This is a genomic window from Legionella sp. (genome assembly GCF_965140895.1).
In the GTDB taxonomy this organism is placed as follows: Bacteria; Pseudomonadota; Gammaproteobacteria; order Legionellales; family Legionellaceae; genus Legionella.
The window spans coordinates 37,533-54,701 of the sequence record NZ_CBCSKT010000046.1; the positions used below are offsets into that span (position 1 = coordinate 37,533).

Sequence of the window (17,169 nt, forward strand, 5' to 3'; positions counted from 1 at the left end):
TTTATGGCATTTACCGATATTTTTATTAAGCGGCCTGTACTGGCTACAGTGATTAGCTTAATGATTTTGGCAATGGGATTGCGCTCCATGGGGTCGTTACCTGTAATGCAATACCCTTTTACAGAAAATGCCATTGTTACCGTCACAACGACTTATACAGGGGCCAACCCGGATGTGATCGCGGGTTTTATTACCACACCATTAGAAAATTCGATTGCCCAGGCCAATGGTATTGATTATATGACCTCTACCAGCACCCCGGGAACCAGTATGATTACCGTTAACTTATTACTTAATTACGATCCCTTAAAAGCATTATCGGATATTACTACCAAAGTAAATGCCGTACTTAATCAGTTACCGAAAAACTCACAACAGCCAGTAATTACGGTGTCCGTCGGACAAACCATTGATTCGATGTATATTGGTTTTTATAGTGATGAATTGCCGATTAATAAAGTTACCGATTACATCATTCGTGTGGTTCAGCCTAAGTTGCAGGCGGTTAGCGGTGTACAGAATGCGCAAATTCTGGGAAGTCAAACCTTTGCGCTACGTGCGTGGCTTGACCCCGTGAAATTAGCAGGTTTTGGGCTTTCGGCAGCAGACATTGGGCTGGCATTAGCTAATAATGATTTTATTTCTGCTGTGGGTCGTACAGATGGGCAGATGTTTATTCAAAACCTGACTGCCTCTACCAATCTTAACGATGTTGAGCAATTTAAGAAAATGGTTATTAAGGCAAAAAGCGGGGCTATTATTCGCTTGGAGGATGTCGCAGATGTCGATCTTGGTGCCCAGAATTATAATTCTTCGGTGAGTTTTGATGGACGAACGGCTGTTTATGTTGGGATTATTGTTGCTCCATCGGCTAACTTGCTAACCGTAATTAATGAAATTAGAAAAGTTTTTCCAACCATCCAGGCACAATTACCGCAAGGATTAAATGCCAGTATTGTTTATGATGCGAGTTTGTTCGTTGATTCGTCAATTCATGAAGTTATTCTTTCTTTGATGGAAGCGTTCCTGATTGTGACTGCAGTTATTTTTATTTTCCTTGGTTCTATTCGTTCCGTAATGATTCCTTTAGTTGCAATTCCCTTATCCATTATTGGCACTTTTTGGGTCATGCTGGCTTTAGGTTATTCTATTAATTTATTGACCTTATTAGCTTTAGTTTTAGGGATTGGTCTTGTGGTGGACGATGCAATTATTGTTGTAGAAAACGTGCAGCGTCATATTGAAGAGGGGCGAACTCGAATTAAAGCGGCATTACTTGGAGCAAGTGAATTAGCCAATCCGATTATTGCTATTACGGTCGTTCTGATTGCTGTTTATGCTCCTATTGGTTTTATGGGAGGATTAACCGGAGCCTTATTTACGGAGTTTGCCTTTACTTTAGCGGGTGCTGTAACTATTTCTGCGGTGGTTGCCTTAACTTTATCGCCTATGATGTGTTCTAAATTCTTGCAGGTAGGAGAGGGGGCAACGAAAGGGCGTTTTATGACACGGGTTGATAATTTTTTTACTAAGTTAGAAAAAGGCTATTCCCATGTTTTAGTAAGAACCTTGCGTAATTTGCCGGTAGTCCTCGTTTTTGCCGCGATTATTTTAGCGAGTAATTACTTTTTGTTTACGACATCAGCATCAGAATTAGCACCGCAAGAGGATCAGGGAGTTATTATTTCGCAAGTAACCGCTTCAGCAAATGCCTCATTAGCTCAAACACAGCTTTATGCTAATGCGGTCAATGAAATCTATAAAAAATATCCAGAAACGGATCATATCTTTCAGGTCGATGGTCAGACTGGGTTAAACATGTCCGTTATTGGTATGGTTTTAAAACCATGGGATGAGCGTAGTCGTACCTCGAATCAACTGCAACCTTTAATTCAACGCGAGTTGAAGAATATTGCGGGGGCAAAAATTGCGGCGTTCCAATTGCCATCATTGCCTGGAGGTGGGAGCGGATTGCCAATTCAATTTGTGGTTACCACAACTGAACCCTTTGAAAATTTAAATGAAGTAATGCAACCGATCTTGGACCAGGCACGTAACTCTGGCTTGTTTGCTTATATTGATGTCGATCTCAAGATCGACCAGTTGCAAACGCGAATTAATTTAGATCGCAACAGAATCTCTCAGTTTGGCTTAACAATGCAGGATCTTGGTAATTTATTTGGCTCTGCACTCAGTGAGGGATACATTAATTATTTTGATTTTTCGGGCCGTTCTTATCAGGTTATTCCTCAAGTGACACGAGAGTCTCGTTTAAATCCTGAGCAAATATTAAATTACTATATTAAGACTTCAACAGGGGAAGCGATACCCCTCTCAACTGTAGCAAGTTTGCAACGACAAGTTGTTCCAGAATCATTAAATCATTTTCAGCAGCTTAATTCCGCAACGATTTCTGCGGTTGCATTTCCTGGTGTTTCAACTGATAAAGCTTTAGGTACTTTAGCGAGCTATGCGAATCAGACTTTGCCTCAAGGTTATTCCATTGATTACGCATCCCAGTCACGACAATATATTAAAGAAGGCTCCTCATTAATGGTTACCTTCTTCTTCGCGTTAATTATTATTTTCTTATCTTTATCGGCCTTGTTTGAGAGTTTCCGTGATCCGTTGATCGTATTAATTAGTGTGCCTATGTCTATTTGTGGCGCGATGATTTTCGTAAGCCTTGGTATTGGAGGTGCTTCCTTGAATATTTATAGTGAAGTAGGCTTGGTAACCCTGATTGGCTTAATCAGTAAGCATGGTATTTTAATTGTGCAATTTGCTAATGAGTTACAGGAAAAAGGGCAAAAGAAACTCGATGCAATTCTCGCTGCCTCCGCCATTCGCTTACGTCCCATTTTGATGACTACCGCTGCAATGGTATTGGGGGTTATACCTTTAATTATTGCTACCGGAGCGGGAGCTCAAAGCCGCTATAATATCGGTTTGGTGATTGCGACAGGAATATCGATTGGTACTTTATTTACCCTTTTTGTGGTCCCTTCAATGTATCTGTTTTTAGCTGAAGAACATGTAGAAAAGGCGAGAGAAGAACATTTGGAGAATGAAGAGTCATTGGGATAAATATCTATAGATACGCTATCAATAATAAAAATACTCTTTGCGAGAGAATGAAAACGCATCTGATTTGAGGTTATAGCGAAATATGAGGTCCGGATCCACGTCATTGGTGGTTACGAGGATCTTTTATGCTCTTACGACTGCCAGCGCTAGTGCAGTGATATAATCGTTGTTTCCGTAGCCTCAACCAAGTCCTCACTTACAGGTGGCTGAGTCGGTTGAATGAATAATCCGAATCTTACGATGAGCGCGGAATCCAGTTTTTGTGGTTTATCTACCGCCTCATTCATATTGTCTAAGAAGCGCTTCCGTGTAGAAGTATAAAGATTTAATGCCTCTAACAAGGATAGAAAACAGGCTTTGAAATAAGCATAACTCAATGTATCCATATGCCTATTTGGGGCAAGGAGAACACTTTCAAAGCGTGGTTGCTTCACTCGTTTTTTTATCTCTTCAAAACGTTCTTTGATTGATAAGATGGTTGGCTCATCTTCAGTCTTTTGCGCTGGCTTTTTTATCTTTTCAGGATGAGCTTTAGTGCCTGGCTCATGTCCTACATTTTCTTGAATAGTTGCTACAGGCTCATAATCCGAACCAATTGACTCTATTTCATTTACATCGTCCTGAGCATTTGTAGCTATTTCATATAAGTCATTAATTAATTCAGACTTTTCAGTTAACGGATCTTTAAGATTCGATTGAGTTTTTTGCACTGAACTAACTTGCTGTTCATTTTTCTTTTTCGTTGCATCGCTCAAATATCCTTTTATTTGTGCTAAAACAACCAGAACGCGATCCAGTTGCGCGTATTCCTCATAATGCTTGCGTTCAAACTCTCCGATTTTTTCTTGCAACTGTTTTTCTATACTGAAACTAATGTCCTGTACCGTTTCTGCCTGGGTAATGATTTGGGTTTTAAATGTGAGTAATTCGCTACGTAATTCTTTGCGATATTCCTGATCGGTATATTGTAAACCAATATGACGGTTACACAGTTTCTTCAAGTGTCGATTAAAGGTTTTTGTCGTATATTCGTGAATAAAATCCTGGTTTTCTTTGTCCTGGATGTTATCTATTTCTTGAAGCTGTGTCAGTTGTTCTTGAGCTGTCTGTAGCCTCATCTCATAGGTTGATACCAGGCCAAGAACGTAATGATAACTGGCGGTAATCCAGCCCTCAATTTCGGTAAATTCAGGGTCGTACGCATTAAGTGTTTCACTACATATTTTATCTAAGTGATGCTGGTCCTCATAAGTGCTTACTTCAACGCGGACTTTCTTTGTATCCCGAAACTGGGCTAAGAGAGGTAAGTTTTTCTTATATTGTTCTTGCAGTCCCTTTACACATTCTTCAAAGGTGTAGAGATGTACTCTAATCGGTTGTAACGCAGATATGATATCAGGGTGTGCATAACGCTTGTATTCTTGAACATACCTGTATAGGTTTTCAAGGTCGGCATACTCTTTTTTTACTCGCTCAATATTCTTTTTAGCCTTGGTGATCTTTTTCTCGAGAATATTCGTGCGTTCTTCTAATGGTTTCTTATCACAGATTAAGGCAACGTGCACTTCGGAGGGTAAATCAAGAGCCTCTAAGAAGCCTTTATAAAATTCATTCATGACGCGTCTTAATGGTTCTGAAAGACTACCAGGAGCTAATCCAAGTTTTGTTTCCCAATGATCTGCCTCAAGCAGCATTGGCGTAAATATTCCAGGCCTAATCTTATCTATATTATTAAGTGCCGCATCATGTGCTGTGGTGGTAAATTCATTGAGCTTTTGCATCAACTCTCGATAAAGCAATAACATCTGTGGTGACTGTAGAAAGAGTTTAAAATAAGAATGCGAATTTTTAATCATTGCTTCTATAGCCAATGTTGCTTGTTTTGCATTCCTATAAAGCGTATTCAGTTCTTCGGTAGATTGATAATTCTTATTTTTTAGCGATCTAATGTGATTTGGGCCAATATAAAAAGCATTAAGTGCAAACCACACTGAATTTTGTTGTACTGTTCCATCTGCGGGAATTTGCTCTGGTGCTGTTTGATAGGCAAAAGAATGCCCCTGGATTACAGCGTAAAGATTTTGAGCCTTGCTTACTAATTCACGGGTAATAAAACTATAATGAGGATCGGTAGCCAATCGCTCACTGAGCTGGATGATTTCGTTGATATGACCATAAGCTTGTAACAGCATCCTCACATAATTCCATTTCCATACCTTGGCCATCTTCTCTTCACCAATGGTGGTATATGGGCCATGAAGATTGTGATCATTTAAATCTTCTAATGCATGAGCAATTCCTTCAATGTGAAACAGACAATTATAAATATCTTTTATCGCGCGAACCTGCATGCTCTCGGCTAGTTGTTGATAAGGATTTTCCATTTCAGGATAAGGAACGCCTTGTGCTTTGGGAACTAATTGTTTGCGCATGGCTTCATTAAAGAGAGCCTGAATGCCATATAGTGCTGATCTAAATTCAGCGATGCCTTTAGAAATGTTGGTGTCTTTGAGAAGACGATAGGCTCTTTCTTCTTGTTTCAGGTTTAAACTGAGTGAGGTTGCTTCATTTTCATCAGCAAGTTTTTCTTGAGCAAGGCTGATGTATTGCTGGTTTTTATAATGCAAATCCATACTCACATTAGCATAATGAGTTTCAAAATGCTCATCCAGTACTTCGAATAAGTCAACGGTTGGTATTGCTGTTGTCTCGATCTTTTTCTTTGATAACGCTTCTGCTAAGAATTTATCAAATTTTTGAACATCTTCTTTGCGGGATTCAGGAGCTGCGCAAACAAAGTAAGCTTGAAAGACATTATACAAATTGCGGCACTGAGTTTTTACCTGGTCGCTTAATGCTTCAATATTTTGCACCGCACCTTCGATTTTATGGGCATTGAGAAGTCCCTGAAATGCCGTTTCAGTCGTCGATTTTTCCTGTGCCAAACGTATAAATTGTTGTTTTTTTTGTCGCCAGGTCTTTTCAACTTCGATGAAATGATTTTCGGCGTCTTTGAATAAGGCTGCGACAGGTAGGTCTATTGGTACAACTGGATTGTTTGATAGTAACTCAACCAGGACCCGATCTAAATTGAGCATCTCATTGGGAGTTAATGTCGATGCCGCTACAAAATAAGGTTGAATTACGGCATATAAATTACGGCATTGTTCTTTAAGCGTGCCATCTAATTGACTTAGGTCATAAATGTTTTCATGAAGGCGATGTTTTTTCAGGATCTTGTTAAAATCTATGTAGGCTTGTCGAGCCGCTTTGAAGTTATTGTATTTATCACAATATAAAGCATAGAGTTCAATTGCCTGATCGGCCGTTAATTGTTCGGGGTTGGGAATTAAGGCATTAGTCTGAGTATTTTGTAGGTTAGTCTCGTCAATATTATAGATGCTGGCACTAGTAGGATCATAAGCAACTAAGAGCACTTGAGCATGGGGATGTTTTTCCTGGGAACTGTGTATTTGCAACAGCTTCATAAACTCATTATATGCTTGTCGTGCAACTTGGAATTTATTGTGTTTATTGCGATACCATTCACAGAGTTCAAGGGTTTGATCGGCAGTTAACTGTTCTGGATTTCTCAGTAAAGTATGCTGGGTGCTGTCGCTTTTTTCGAATTGCAGCTTTTGGGATTCTTGTTCGAGAAACGCAGCTGCCGCCTCTTCATCAAGGAATTCAGCTTGTTGTAAATCATAATAAGAGTCATCTGTTGTAGGCCATGTGGCTTGGATCATCGACAGTGCTGCGGCACAACTTTGTAGCAACGAGGTTGTGTCGATGACTGTGGGGGTGTCTTTTGTATCAACTATTCGATTTGCCAGCACTGCCGCAAGATATTGTTCAAATTTTTGTAAGTCAGCTTTGTTCGCGGCTAAATAAGGCAAATAAGGACGTAATTTATTATAAAGGTTTTTGAGACGAATTCTGTTCTCATTGCCGAGCTGATTTATGGTTAAATGAGTTTGAGCATCATGAATGGAGCGTTTAATTAGCTTATTGAAGCTCTCAAAATTTTTTCTCAGCGTTAAAAGTTGGGTTTTTTCAATAGTCAGCGGTGCGGCATCTTTTTTAATCCCGAGAGGGAGCGTTTCATCAAGGGTGTATACATTAGTTTCCCGGTCATAAGGGTATAAGGCTAACTGTGCGTTTCTGTATACAGATTTAATCAGAGTCCGATTGAGTTTGATATGGAATAGTTGGGTTACTTCATTTTTATCAACTAAGGCGCATAGGGCTGCTCTTTTAGAAAGAATGGAGTCGACATGATCCGGATCTTGTGTTCTAGTGATGAAACTCCATGGCCTTGAGATATAGGAAGACCATGTGGAGCGTGTAGTATATGATGACCAGGCATTGGGACCAAGGAGACCGGCGGTCATTTGATCATTGAGATCGACATTCAGACGTTCTACATAAAGTTTAAATATTTTGTAATGGCTAATAAGTTGTTCTCTTACCGGCTCAGGTAATTGATGAAGGCTCAGGTTTTTGTGCTCAGGTTTGCTCAACTCATCGAAAAACGCATCAATTGCATTCCTGGCTTGCTGGGTCTTATAAAGCGTTTTATTCGCTGTATCAACACGCTTATAAGCAAGTTCCAGCCTTAATTCAATAAAACGGGAGTCTTCAATTTGCAGTAACTCTTCCCCTCTTGTTTTAAAATCAATGGCTTTTTGAGGAAGGTAAACGAGTGCCTCATATAATTTTTGTGCATTATCCATCAGGGGAGTCGATAAGATGCCCGGATTGAGCATGCAATTCACTTCTATTTTGTCTACTAGACCAAATAGTTTAGGCAGTACGTCGTATTTTATTTGAGATAATTTACCGCATACCACGTCTTGGGAGAATTCACTTAATTCCCCAACCTGTTCCATGGTACTCATTACCAAGGTAATTAGGTTACGAAGAATGTGGATGTAATTTAAAAATTTAAGCGAAACAAGGATCTTATTCCCCTTTAAATTTTCTATGTCATTTAATAAGTGAAGTGCGGCGTTTTGTATTTCATCTAATTTTTTTTGGTTGAGCTTGGGCTCATTTTGGCGAAGTTGTGACGAGTACGACTCAATCTTTTCGGTGAGCTGATTAATATAGCTGGGTAAAAGCCTACTGAATTCGGTTAAGAAATTATAATCGACATCTCCACCTAAAGGACGTAGCTGATCTACGGTTTTACCCATCGCCACACCGACTGTTTTGGCAAGGGGATAGGGGTGAATCGCGTCCTTTGTTGCTTGAGCATTTTTTTCAGCAAGTTGTTGCACCTGGGCTAAATGGGGCAGAATAAATTCAAGCTCCTCACGGAACATTTCTTTTAAATCCACATCCAAATGAGTGGCTAAGTAAGCCGCTTCATAAGTTGTTTCAATTGTATTGCTAATCAGTAAGCTGCCATTGGATGTGGCTTTGCGTAAATCTCTAATATCAATATTCTCTAAATCAATAAAGGATAAACGAGCATAATAAAGCGCATTGATTAGCTTTTTTATTTGGGTAATGTTATCCGGTTCAAGTTCAAAGCCAGTAAATGGAATTCCCGTGGTATTGATCTTGTCTGGAGTAAAATACCGACGTATTTTCGGGCTAACATGCTTGCTTTTCAGCATGTCAAAAATTTGTTCGTAATAATGGTCTACTTTTTTAGAAAGTTGGTTTCTCTTGAATGATTCAATAATTCGTAGTGTTTCTTCTATAATAAACATTCAGATATCCTGCATTATTAACCCCGCGCTAGTGTAATGCATCATACTTAAATTATTATTAAGAATGTAGGTTTTTTGAACTTATTTTTTTATGAAACTACTTTTACCGATAATTCTAACGTAAAATCAGCCACCTTATTCGTTAATCCCGGGTAATCAGTATAGGCACCAATTTTGATTGGTTTGTTTACTCGCTCTTTTGTTCTTTGGGTTTCTTCTAACATGGCTTTCACCTGTGCGCCATCAGTGCACACAAAATAAACATCTGATTCCGGACGGCGTAAAAATTGCGCGTGGAATGACTTAAAAACTAATGAGACTTTACATTGAGCACGTTCCGCATGATAAAAACCATGGATTCCGCCCGCTAAGTCGGCACCAACGGATAATGCGCCAAAGTACATTGAGTTTAAATGGTTACGACTGCGTCTTCTAAGCGGCAGGCAAATAACAATTTCTTCTTCATCAATTTTAATTAGTCGTGGTTTTAAGTAGCCGATCATCGCAACTTTAAAATGGCAGAAATACCAGAAAAATAATTTAAAACGAAACGAAGAACTCATTATTTTTCCTCCTTAACCATGCTAATATTTTGGATAATATAAGGGCTGCTTGATGGCGGCTTAGTGGCAATGACAAGTACAGAAAAGGCAACCTTTAGATTAATTTCCGGCAACAGGATTTCCGTATTGACGCGGGAAAAGTTCATTCCCGAGACAACTCCGGAGTCTACTATCAGCGGTTCTATAAGAAAAAGGGGATGAATGGAAAGTTCTTTATCTCGGATTGTTTCTGTATATCCCCCAAGGAAGACCTTAAGAGCATCCCAGCTATTTATGGTAAATCCTGCTTTATACTCCTCGGGTTCCTCATCTATCGACTTATAATCTACACTTAGTGCGTTAAGTAAGGTTTTTTTTGTCCAGGCGGTTACTGGAATGGGTTCTTTGGCGTAAAGATTGGGAGCCAAAATGAGAATGATTCCGAGTACAAGAGCCCTCATCACTAAAATCCTTTTATATTAACGAGTTATTAAGTTAAGTGTAGCAGAAGTATCTATGAATACCCAAGCAACTTCAGAGGCAAAAAAAATAGGTCTTTTGAAGTATCTTGATTATGGAATTAAAAATGTCTATACGCTCTGCTAATTTAAGTTCATAATTCATTTTTCTTTTCAGAATTATTAAACCAACCGAACGAATTTTATGCAAACTATCAGTATTCGTGGTGCACGAACCCATAATCTCAAAAATCTTGATTTAGACTTACCTCGAGATCAGTTAATTGTTATTACTGGTTTATCTGGCTCTGGCAAGTCTTCATTAGCCTTTGATACGCTTTATGCCGAAGGGCAGCGACGTTATGTCGAATCATTGTCTGCTTATGCCCGACAATTTTTATCGATGATGGAAAAGCCAGATGTTGATTCTATTGACGGTTTATCTCCTGCCATTTCGATAGAACAAAAAGCAACCTCACATAACCCACGCTCTACGGTTGGGACAATTACTGAGGTTTATGATTATTTACGCTTGCTTTACGCTCGGGTCGGTGAGCCGCGCTGCCCGACACATCATGTGCGTTTGCATGCGCAAACGGTCAGCCAAATGGTGGATCAGGTAATGATGTTGCCTGCTGATTCCAAAGTGATGATTTTGGCACCGGTAGTACGTGAGCGCAAAGGCGAGCAAGTGCAGTTATTCCAACAATTGCAGGCGAAGGGCTATGTGCGTGCGCGTATTGATGGGGAATTGTATGAGCTCGATTCGCCACCAAAACTGGGGTTGCGTACTAAGCATACTATCGAAGTTGTGATTGATCGATTTAAAGTAAGGCCTGAAATTGAGCAACGCTTAAGCGAATCTTTTGAAAATGCGTTGAACTTGGCAGAGGGGCTTGCAATAGTTGCCTCCATGGATAATCAATTTACTGATTTGGTATTTTCTTCCAAGTTTGCTTGTCCTGAATGTGGTTATAGTTTGAGTGAGCTGGAGCCTCGTCTTTTCTCCTTTAACAATCCCGTTGGTGCTTGTCCTTCCTGTGACGGTTTGGGAGTGGATCAGTTTTTTGATCCGGAGCGTGTGATTCATGATGCTACCGCCAGTTTAGCTGAAGGCGCTATTCGTGGTTGGGATAAAAAGACCAATTATTATTTCTCTATGCTGGAATCATTGGCACAGCATTATGGTTTTAATACGGACACCGCTTTTTGTGATCTTCCTAACGAGATGCAGGAGATTATTTTATATGGTAGCGGTGGTGATGTAATTGAGTTTAATTACCATCGACCTAATGGTGGTTTTATGCTGAAGCGACATGCATTTGAAGGGGTTATCCCTAATATGCAACGTCGTTATCGGGAATCCGACTCAGGGATGATCAGGGAAGAGCTCGCCAAGTATTTATCTTCACGCCCATGTCAGACCTGTAGTGGGACCCGCTTACGTGAAGAAGCACGTAACGTGTTCATTGATGATAAAAGCTTGCCCGAAATATCCGCTTATTCCATTGAAAAATCGTATGAGTTTTTTAAAAACTTGCGTCTAACTGGTTATAAAGGCGAAATTGCCGCCAAGATTAATAAAGAAATAGTAGAGCGCTTAGGCTTTTTAGTTAATGTTGGTTTGGATTATTTGTCCTTAACTCGTAGTGCGGAAACCTTATCGGGTGGTGAAGCACAACGTATTCGTCTCGCGAGTCAAATTGGTTCTGGCTTGGTTGGGGTGATGTATATTTTAGACGAGCCTTCAATCGGCTTACATCAGCGCGATAATGATCGTTTGTTAAAAACCTTGATGCATCTACGTAATCAAGGCAATACCGTTATTGTGGTTGAGCATGATGAGGATGCCATTCGTAGTGCGGATTTTGTCTTGGACATTGGTCCTGGTGCCGGGGTTCATGGTGGTGAAATTGTTGCCCGCGGTACTCCGGAAGAGGTTATGCAGAATCCGGCATCACTGACAGGCCAATATTTGTCAGGCAAACAGGCGATCGTTGTGCCTAAGGAACGTTTGCCTGTTAATCGAGAGAAAATGATTCATTTAAAAGGAGTTAGCTGCAATAACCTCAAGCAGGTCAGTGTCAGTATTCCTTTAGGCTTGATGACCTGTATTACGGGTGTTTCCGGCTCTGGGAAGTCCAGTTTAATTAACGATACCTTGTATCCGATTGCTGCGAACCTGTTAAATCGAGCCAGTTTATTTACCCCGGGGGCGGTAAAAGAAATTTCAGGACTGAATCTCTGTGATAAAGTAATTGATATTGATCAAAGCCCAATTGGCCGTACCCCGCGCTCAAATCCTGCAACTTATACCGGCCTATTTACCCATGTTCGTGATCTATTTGCCGGAACTCCTGAGGCAAGAGCACGTGGTTACCAACCTGGTCGTTTTAGCTTTAATGTCCGCGGCGGACGTTGTGAGGCTTGTCAGGGAGATGGGCTCATTAAGGTTGAGATGCACTTTTTACCGGATATTTATGTTGCCTGTGATGTTTGTCAGGGGAAGCGATATAATCGCGAAACTTTGGATATTCAGTATAAGGGCAAAAATATTCATGAAGTTTTAGAAATGACGGTTGAAGATGCATGTACTTTTTTTGCCGCCATCCCTGTCTTAGCCAGAAAATGCCAAACTTTAGTGGATGTAGGCTTGTCTTATATTAAATTAGGTCAAAGCGCCACAACCTTATCTGGAGGGGAGGCTCAACGAATTAAACTGGCCCGTGAATTATCAAAACGTGGTACTGGGAGTACCTTATATATTTTGGATGAACCAACTACGGGTCTTCATTTTCATGATACTCGGCAATTGCTCTCTGTATTATTCCGTTTGCGGGAGCAGGGGAATACGATTGTAATTATTGAGCATAATCTGGATGTAATCAAAACAGCGGATTGGATTATTGACCTAGGCCCTGAAGGGGGGAACAAAGGTGGCCTTATTGTTGCCACAGGAACTCCGGAGCAAGTTGCCGAAAGTCCCCAATCTTATACCGGGCAATTCTTGAAGCCTCTTCTGTACTCCAAATAGTACAAAACCCCTATTACGCTGCGCTAATATGGCTACCTTCTTTGTTCGTGAGCAATGTGTAGCCCGTATTAGACGAAGTCGTAATGCGGTATGTCTGCCATCTTTCCCTGTTATTTTTACTATTTTCAAGCTATAACTTAAACAGGATATTTTTTATAGGATAACAACATGGGTACTTTCTTTCTTGCGCTTTTAGTTATCATTGCTCTGCTAGTGATATGGGCTATTGGTATTTATAACGTCTTAATCCAGTTAATAGAGACAATTAATAACGACAAAAAGCAAATTGATATTCAATTAGATCGCCGATTTAAGGTATTCGAATCCCTGATTGATACCGTTAAAAAATACATGGATTACGAGCAAACCACTTTGAAAGATGTTGTTGCCTTACGTAATCAAGCACAAGCTGCTAAAGCTGCAGGTGATGAGCAAGGGCGGATTGCGGCAGAGAATGGAATTTCTCAAATTGCATCGGGCCTTAATGTGGTTTTTGAACAATATCCTGATTTGAAAGCAAACCAAAACGTGCTGCAATTGCAGGAAGAAATTGTGAATACCGAAAACAAATTAGCATATGCTAAACAAGCATATAACGATGCGATTGAGCGTTATAATGCAAAGAAAAAGTCTTTCTTTGAATCAATGGTGGTGAATTATTTCTCTGCTGCGTTGAATAAAGATTTTGTTTACTGGGGTCTTCCTGAAGAACAAGTTCAGGTTAGAGAAGACTACACTGTAAAATTTTGAGATAGACTATGAGTCTTGCTGACTATCATGGCAGTGCAGGTGACTGGCGCGAACAAATAAGAAAAAACCAGCGTAAGACGCGTATGGTAATTGGATTATTTGTTGGTGTTTACTTTGTTGTCGGTTTGATTGCGGATGTAGTGGTTTTACAAGCAATGTATCCGAGTCTTACTGTGCAACAAAGTATGAATGCCTTGCTTCATTTTCGAGTGATTCCCTACGCCACATTGCTCATGGTTGGTTTTGCTGCGATTTCTTTATTAATTACTTATTCGCTTTACGATCGCATTATGCTTTTAGGTACCGAGTATCGAGAGATTACTCCGCAGAACGCTCAAAATGTGCAAGAACAGCAATTATATAATGTGGTAGAGGAAATGACAGTTGCTGCAGGCTTACAGTCTGTTCCCAAGGTTTTTATTATTGAAGCCGATTATATGAATGCTTTTGCCAGCGGGTATAGTGAAAAGTCGGCAATGGTCGCGATTACCCGCGGATTAATTGATAAATTGAACCGTGCGGAATTACAAGCCGTTATGGCACATGAATTAAGTCATATTCGCCATGGCGATATTAAACTGACCTTAACCGTGGCTGTTTTGAGTAATATTTTGCTTATCGTGATCGATATTTTATTCTATTCTGTTTTATTTAGACGCAACGGCAACGATCGACGTGATAATAATCAATTGGTTATGGTGATTATGATTCTGCGCTATGTCTTACCCATAATTACTGTTTTATTAACTTTGTTTTTAAGCCGTACTCGTGAATATATGGCTGATGCTGGCTGTGTTGAATTAATGCGAGATAATGAGCCTATGGCTCGAGCTTTATTGAAGATTAGTTCTGATCATGAACAACATGCTGATTATTATTCAGAAGAATATGGGAATACTGCTCATGAACAAGTTCGCCAGGCATCCTACCTTTTTGACCCATCAGATATAACGCCTATTAAATCCTTAAGTAGCGCCTTTGATACCCACCCTTCAATAGAACAACGGTTGCGAGCATTAGGTTTTAATCGTAAATAGCCTTGATGTAATTTCATTAGATTCTAAATTAGGAGTATGTTGAAATTTTCAACAGCAAATAGTACAATTTTGCAACTTAATTTGTTTGGAATTTTTCTTTATGCCTAATAATCGCTCGGGGTCTTCATGGAAAAGTATTCGTTTAGATGACGATAATGGTTTTGAGGAATTAGCATCCCAGGAGTTTTCTGAGGTTTTTGCTCGAACCGTTACTGAAGCGGGAGTAGGGGCTGTCTTTGGTGGTTTGGCGGGTGTTGTTAGTCAGTATGCGTATTCATTTTTTAGTCCTGAACTGGTAAGTCATGCCGGCGATGTTCTTTCTTTTGCTGGTGTCGGTGCTCTCGCTGCACTTTTAAAGTGGCTCCCTCAACTATTAACCAAAGATTACTTGAATGATAACGATTATTTAGCTGCTCATCCTCATCTGAAGTCGTTTATAGAAAACAGCTTGAATTTGGCCTATAGTTTTGCTGCAGTAGCTGCTTCGGCTGCTCTAATAGGTAGCCCTGTTGGACCTACAGTAGCGTGTATGATGCTGGTACCCGCAATTAACTGGGTACTTATTTGCTTAAATGAAGTGCTTTCAGTATGCGTCACTTCTTACATTACTTCCAATTCGACCAAAATTTGCTGGAATAAACCTGTTTTTTGAATCCTATGAATGAGTGCAATAAACGGGGTTTTTATGGGAAGGATAGATTTTTATTGAGTATTGTGTTTTTTTTGTGTACAATGTGGTTTCTTTATTAATTCATAGGAGCTTATTTATGCCGAATAATATAATCGCTAATGCAATCGGGCCTGTCAGTGCTAAGGATGTTCTCTTAACGGCTGGCTCGCAAGCTATCGATGGAGCAATAGGTGGCGGTGTTGTCGGCGTTCTTGGTAAATTTACGGGCTCATTCTTTGCTCCTGGATTAGTAAGCGGCGCTGGTGGCTTTATTGCTTTTGCAGGAGTAGGGGCGTTAGCTGCACTTTTAAAATGGCTGCCTGAAGTATTAACAGATAGATATATAGAAAACAATGCCTTTTTACACGAGCATCCTCATCTGCAATCAATTATCAAGGCTAGTTCAGAATTGGCTTATGGTTTTGCTTCAGTAGCGGCTTCGGCCGCCTTAGTTGGTAGCCCCATTGGACCTACTTTAGCATGTCTAATGCTTCTGCCTGTGGTCGTTTGGGCACTCCGTGCGATAACCGAGGTAGTGAATGCTCTTATAGAGGAAAAAAATTCCTCGCCAGCACCTAATCATTATTTAGCTCCAAATGGTTGTTAATGGACTGTGGTGCTGATTGCGCTAGACTCTGAACATTTCAATTTCGGATGCCGTGGACAAATCGCGGCATACCGACAGATTGATAAACACAGGCGGATTTTCCTGCATAACAATGCACCAATCAAGCACTGAATGTTTCAGGTGGATCTTTTGAACGTATTGATTTACCAGCTTTTTTCCAACCTTTATCTTGTCTAGTACCCTATTTTTTGTTTATGATGCAGGATGATGATAATATCTTCTAGAAAAGGAATTTGGATGTGATGAAAAAGCAAGCGGTAATTCTGTCATTATTTTTATTAGGCAGTGGGCAAATAGTTTGTGCTGACGCTTTGTCCAGAACACGAACGGAAATGGCTAATAAAACCACTAGTAATGTAACAGGTTTTCTGAAAAAGATAACTCCGGAATTCCTTTATGGATATACTGATTTTCATTTTAAGTCATCTTCTTCGGGGAATTTGAATCGTTACAACGGGCACTCAAATCTTTATTCAGCCGGAGCGGATCACCTTTCTTTCGGCCCTGGCGTAATGGCTGGTGTTTACTATTTTCGCGTAGATACTTCGTTAAACTCTGCTTTTCTGTTATCTCCAAGCCCAGTAACTACGACCTCACAAAATGTAAAAAATGATACGATTTTTGGTCACGTATTAAAGATTTTTACGCCGCAAATCTATTTGGATTTAGCAGCAGGTTACGGACATAACCAAATCAATAGTTACTTGACTGTTGCACCCGGCTCTCTTGACGAGTCGCATGCTTATGCTCGTAATGGCAGTAATAACTGGTTTGTTAGTGCTAATGGGATTTATAGGAAAAGCTGGCAAAAGTTTTTGCTAAGAACGAATTTGGGTGTTTTATATAGCCAAATTGACACAGGCCCTTATACTTATAAATTCCCCGCGCTAGAAACTATGGTGCCGATTCAAGCATTAAGAAATAAAGTAACCTTGTTAATGGAACACGCGGAGCTTGGTTATTTTATTAACCCTAAGTTAATGCCTTTTATTAATGGCGGTTTATTCCAAGTAGTTCAGTTCTCAAATAGCCGTCCTATTGTGAATTCTGCTATTACCGTTAATGGTACTCTACCTCAATTAAACATGAATAAAGACGGTTTTCGTTTAGGTGGGGGAATTTCCTACACGCATAAGAATGTTACGATGCGTGTTGAGGAAAAATATTACAATGCGAGCAGTACATTCCATAGTTTCCAAACCTTGGCCGCTATAGAATACCAGTTTTCTTAGGCATTTTTAGCTAT

General features: G+C 40.0%; 10 protein-coding genes. 7 read left to right on the forward strand and 3 right to left on the reverse strand.

Features of this window, described 5'->3' with window-relative positions; genetic code table 11:
- Positions 1-3: 3 nt before the first annotated feature.
- On the forward strand, positions 4-3,087 hold the full coding sequence (locus ACQY7T_RS06300; protein ID WP_428412094.1) for an efflux RND transporter permease subunit: 3,084 nt from the start codon (positions 4-6) through the stop codon (positions 3,085-3,087).
- Positions 3,088-3,233: 146 nt separating this feature from the next.
- Here the strand turns inward: ACQY7T_RS06300 and ACQY7T_RS06305 are convergent, their stop codons facing one another.
- The 3 genes from ACQY7T_RS06305 to ACQY7T_RS06315 form a co-directional block, all read right to left on the reverse strand.
- A complete protein-coding gene (locus tag ACQY7T_RS06305) occupies positions 3,234-8,804 on the reverse strand; it encodes an SdhA (protein WP_428412095.1) in 5,571 nt (1,856 codons plus the stop codon).
- A gap of 89 nt (positions 8,805-8,893) precedes the next feature.
- On the reverse strand, positions 8,894-9,367 hold the full coding sequence (locus ACQY7T_RS06310) for a PaaI family thioesterase (RefSeq protein WP_428412096.1): 474 nt from the start codon (positions 9,365-9,367) through the stop codon (positions 8,894-8,896).
- Complete coding sequence (locus ACQY7T_RS06315; RefSeq protein WP_428412097.1) at positions 9,367-9,807, reverse strand: hypothetical protein; 441 nt, start codon at positions 9,805-9,807, stop codon at positions 9,367-9,369. Before ACQY7T_RS06315 ends, ACQY7T_RS06310 begins: the two co-directional genes overlap by 1 nt.
- A gap of 202 nt (positions 9,808-10,009) precedes the next feature.
- On the opposite strand from ACQY7T_RS06315, the gene uvrA reads away from it, so the two are divergent.
- The 6 genes from uvrA to ACQY7T_RS06345 all read left to right on the forward strand — a co-directional run bounded on the left by uvrA (position 10,010) and on the right by ACQY7T_RS06345 (position 17,155).
- On the forward strand, positions 10,010-12,838 hold the full coding sequence (gene uvrA, locus ACQY7T_RS06320; protein WP_428412098.1) for an excinuclease ABC subunit UvrA: 2,829 nt from the start codon (positions 10,010-10,012) through the stop codon (positions 12,836-12,838).
- Positions 12,839-13,006: 168 nt separating this feature from the next.
- Positions 13,007-13,588 carry a LemA family protein gene (locus ACQY7T_RS06325; protein ID WP_428412099.1) on the forward strand — a complete coding sequence of 194 codons (582 nt, stop codon included), beginning with the start codon at positions 13,007-13,009 and terminating at the stop codon, positions 13,586-13,588.
- 8 nt (positions 13,589-13,596) lie between these two features.
- Positions 13,597-14,625: a zinc metalloprotease HtpX gene (gene htpX / locus ACQY7T_RS06330; protein WP_428412100.1), complete on the forward strand. Its 1,029-nt coding sequence runs from the start codon at positions 13,597-13,599 to the stop codon at positions 14,623-14,625.
- Between the two features lie 100 nt (positions 14,626-14,725).
- Positions 14,726-15,277 carry a hypothetical protein gene (locus tag ACQY7T_RS06335; RefSeq protein ID WP_428412101.1) on the forward strand — a complete coding sequence of 184 codons (552 nt, stop codon included), beginning with the start codon at positions 14,726-14,728 and terminating at the stop codon, positions 15,275-15,277.
- A 115-nt stretch (positions 15,278-15,392) separates the two neighbouring features.
- Positions 15,393-15,902 (forward strand): hypothetical protein, encoded by a 510-nt coding sequence (locus ACQY7T_RS06340; RefSeq protein WP_428412102.1) that lies wholly within the window; start codon positions 15,393-15,395, stop codon positions 15,900-15,902.
- A gap of 263 nt (positions 15,903-16,165) precedes the next feature.
- Positions 16,166-17,155, forward strand: a complete 990-nt coding sequence (locus tag ACQY7T_RS06345; protein ID WP_428412132.1) for an autotransporter outer membrane beta-barrel domain-containing protein — start codon at positions 16,166-16,168, stop codon at positions 17,153-17,155.
- The last annotated feature ends 14 nt before the right edge of the window (positions 17,156-17,169 follow it).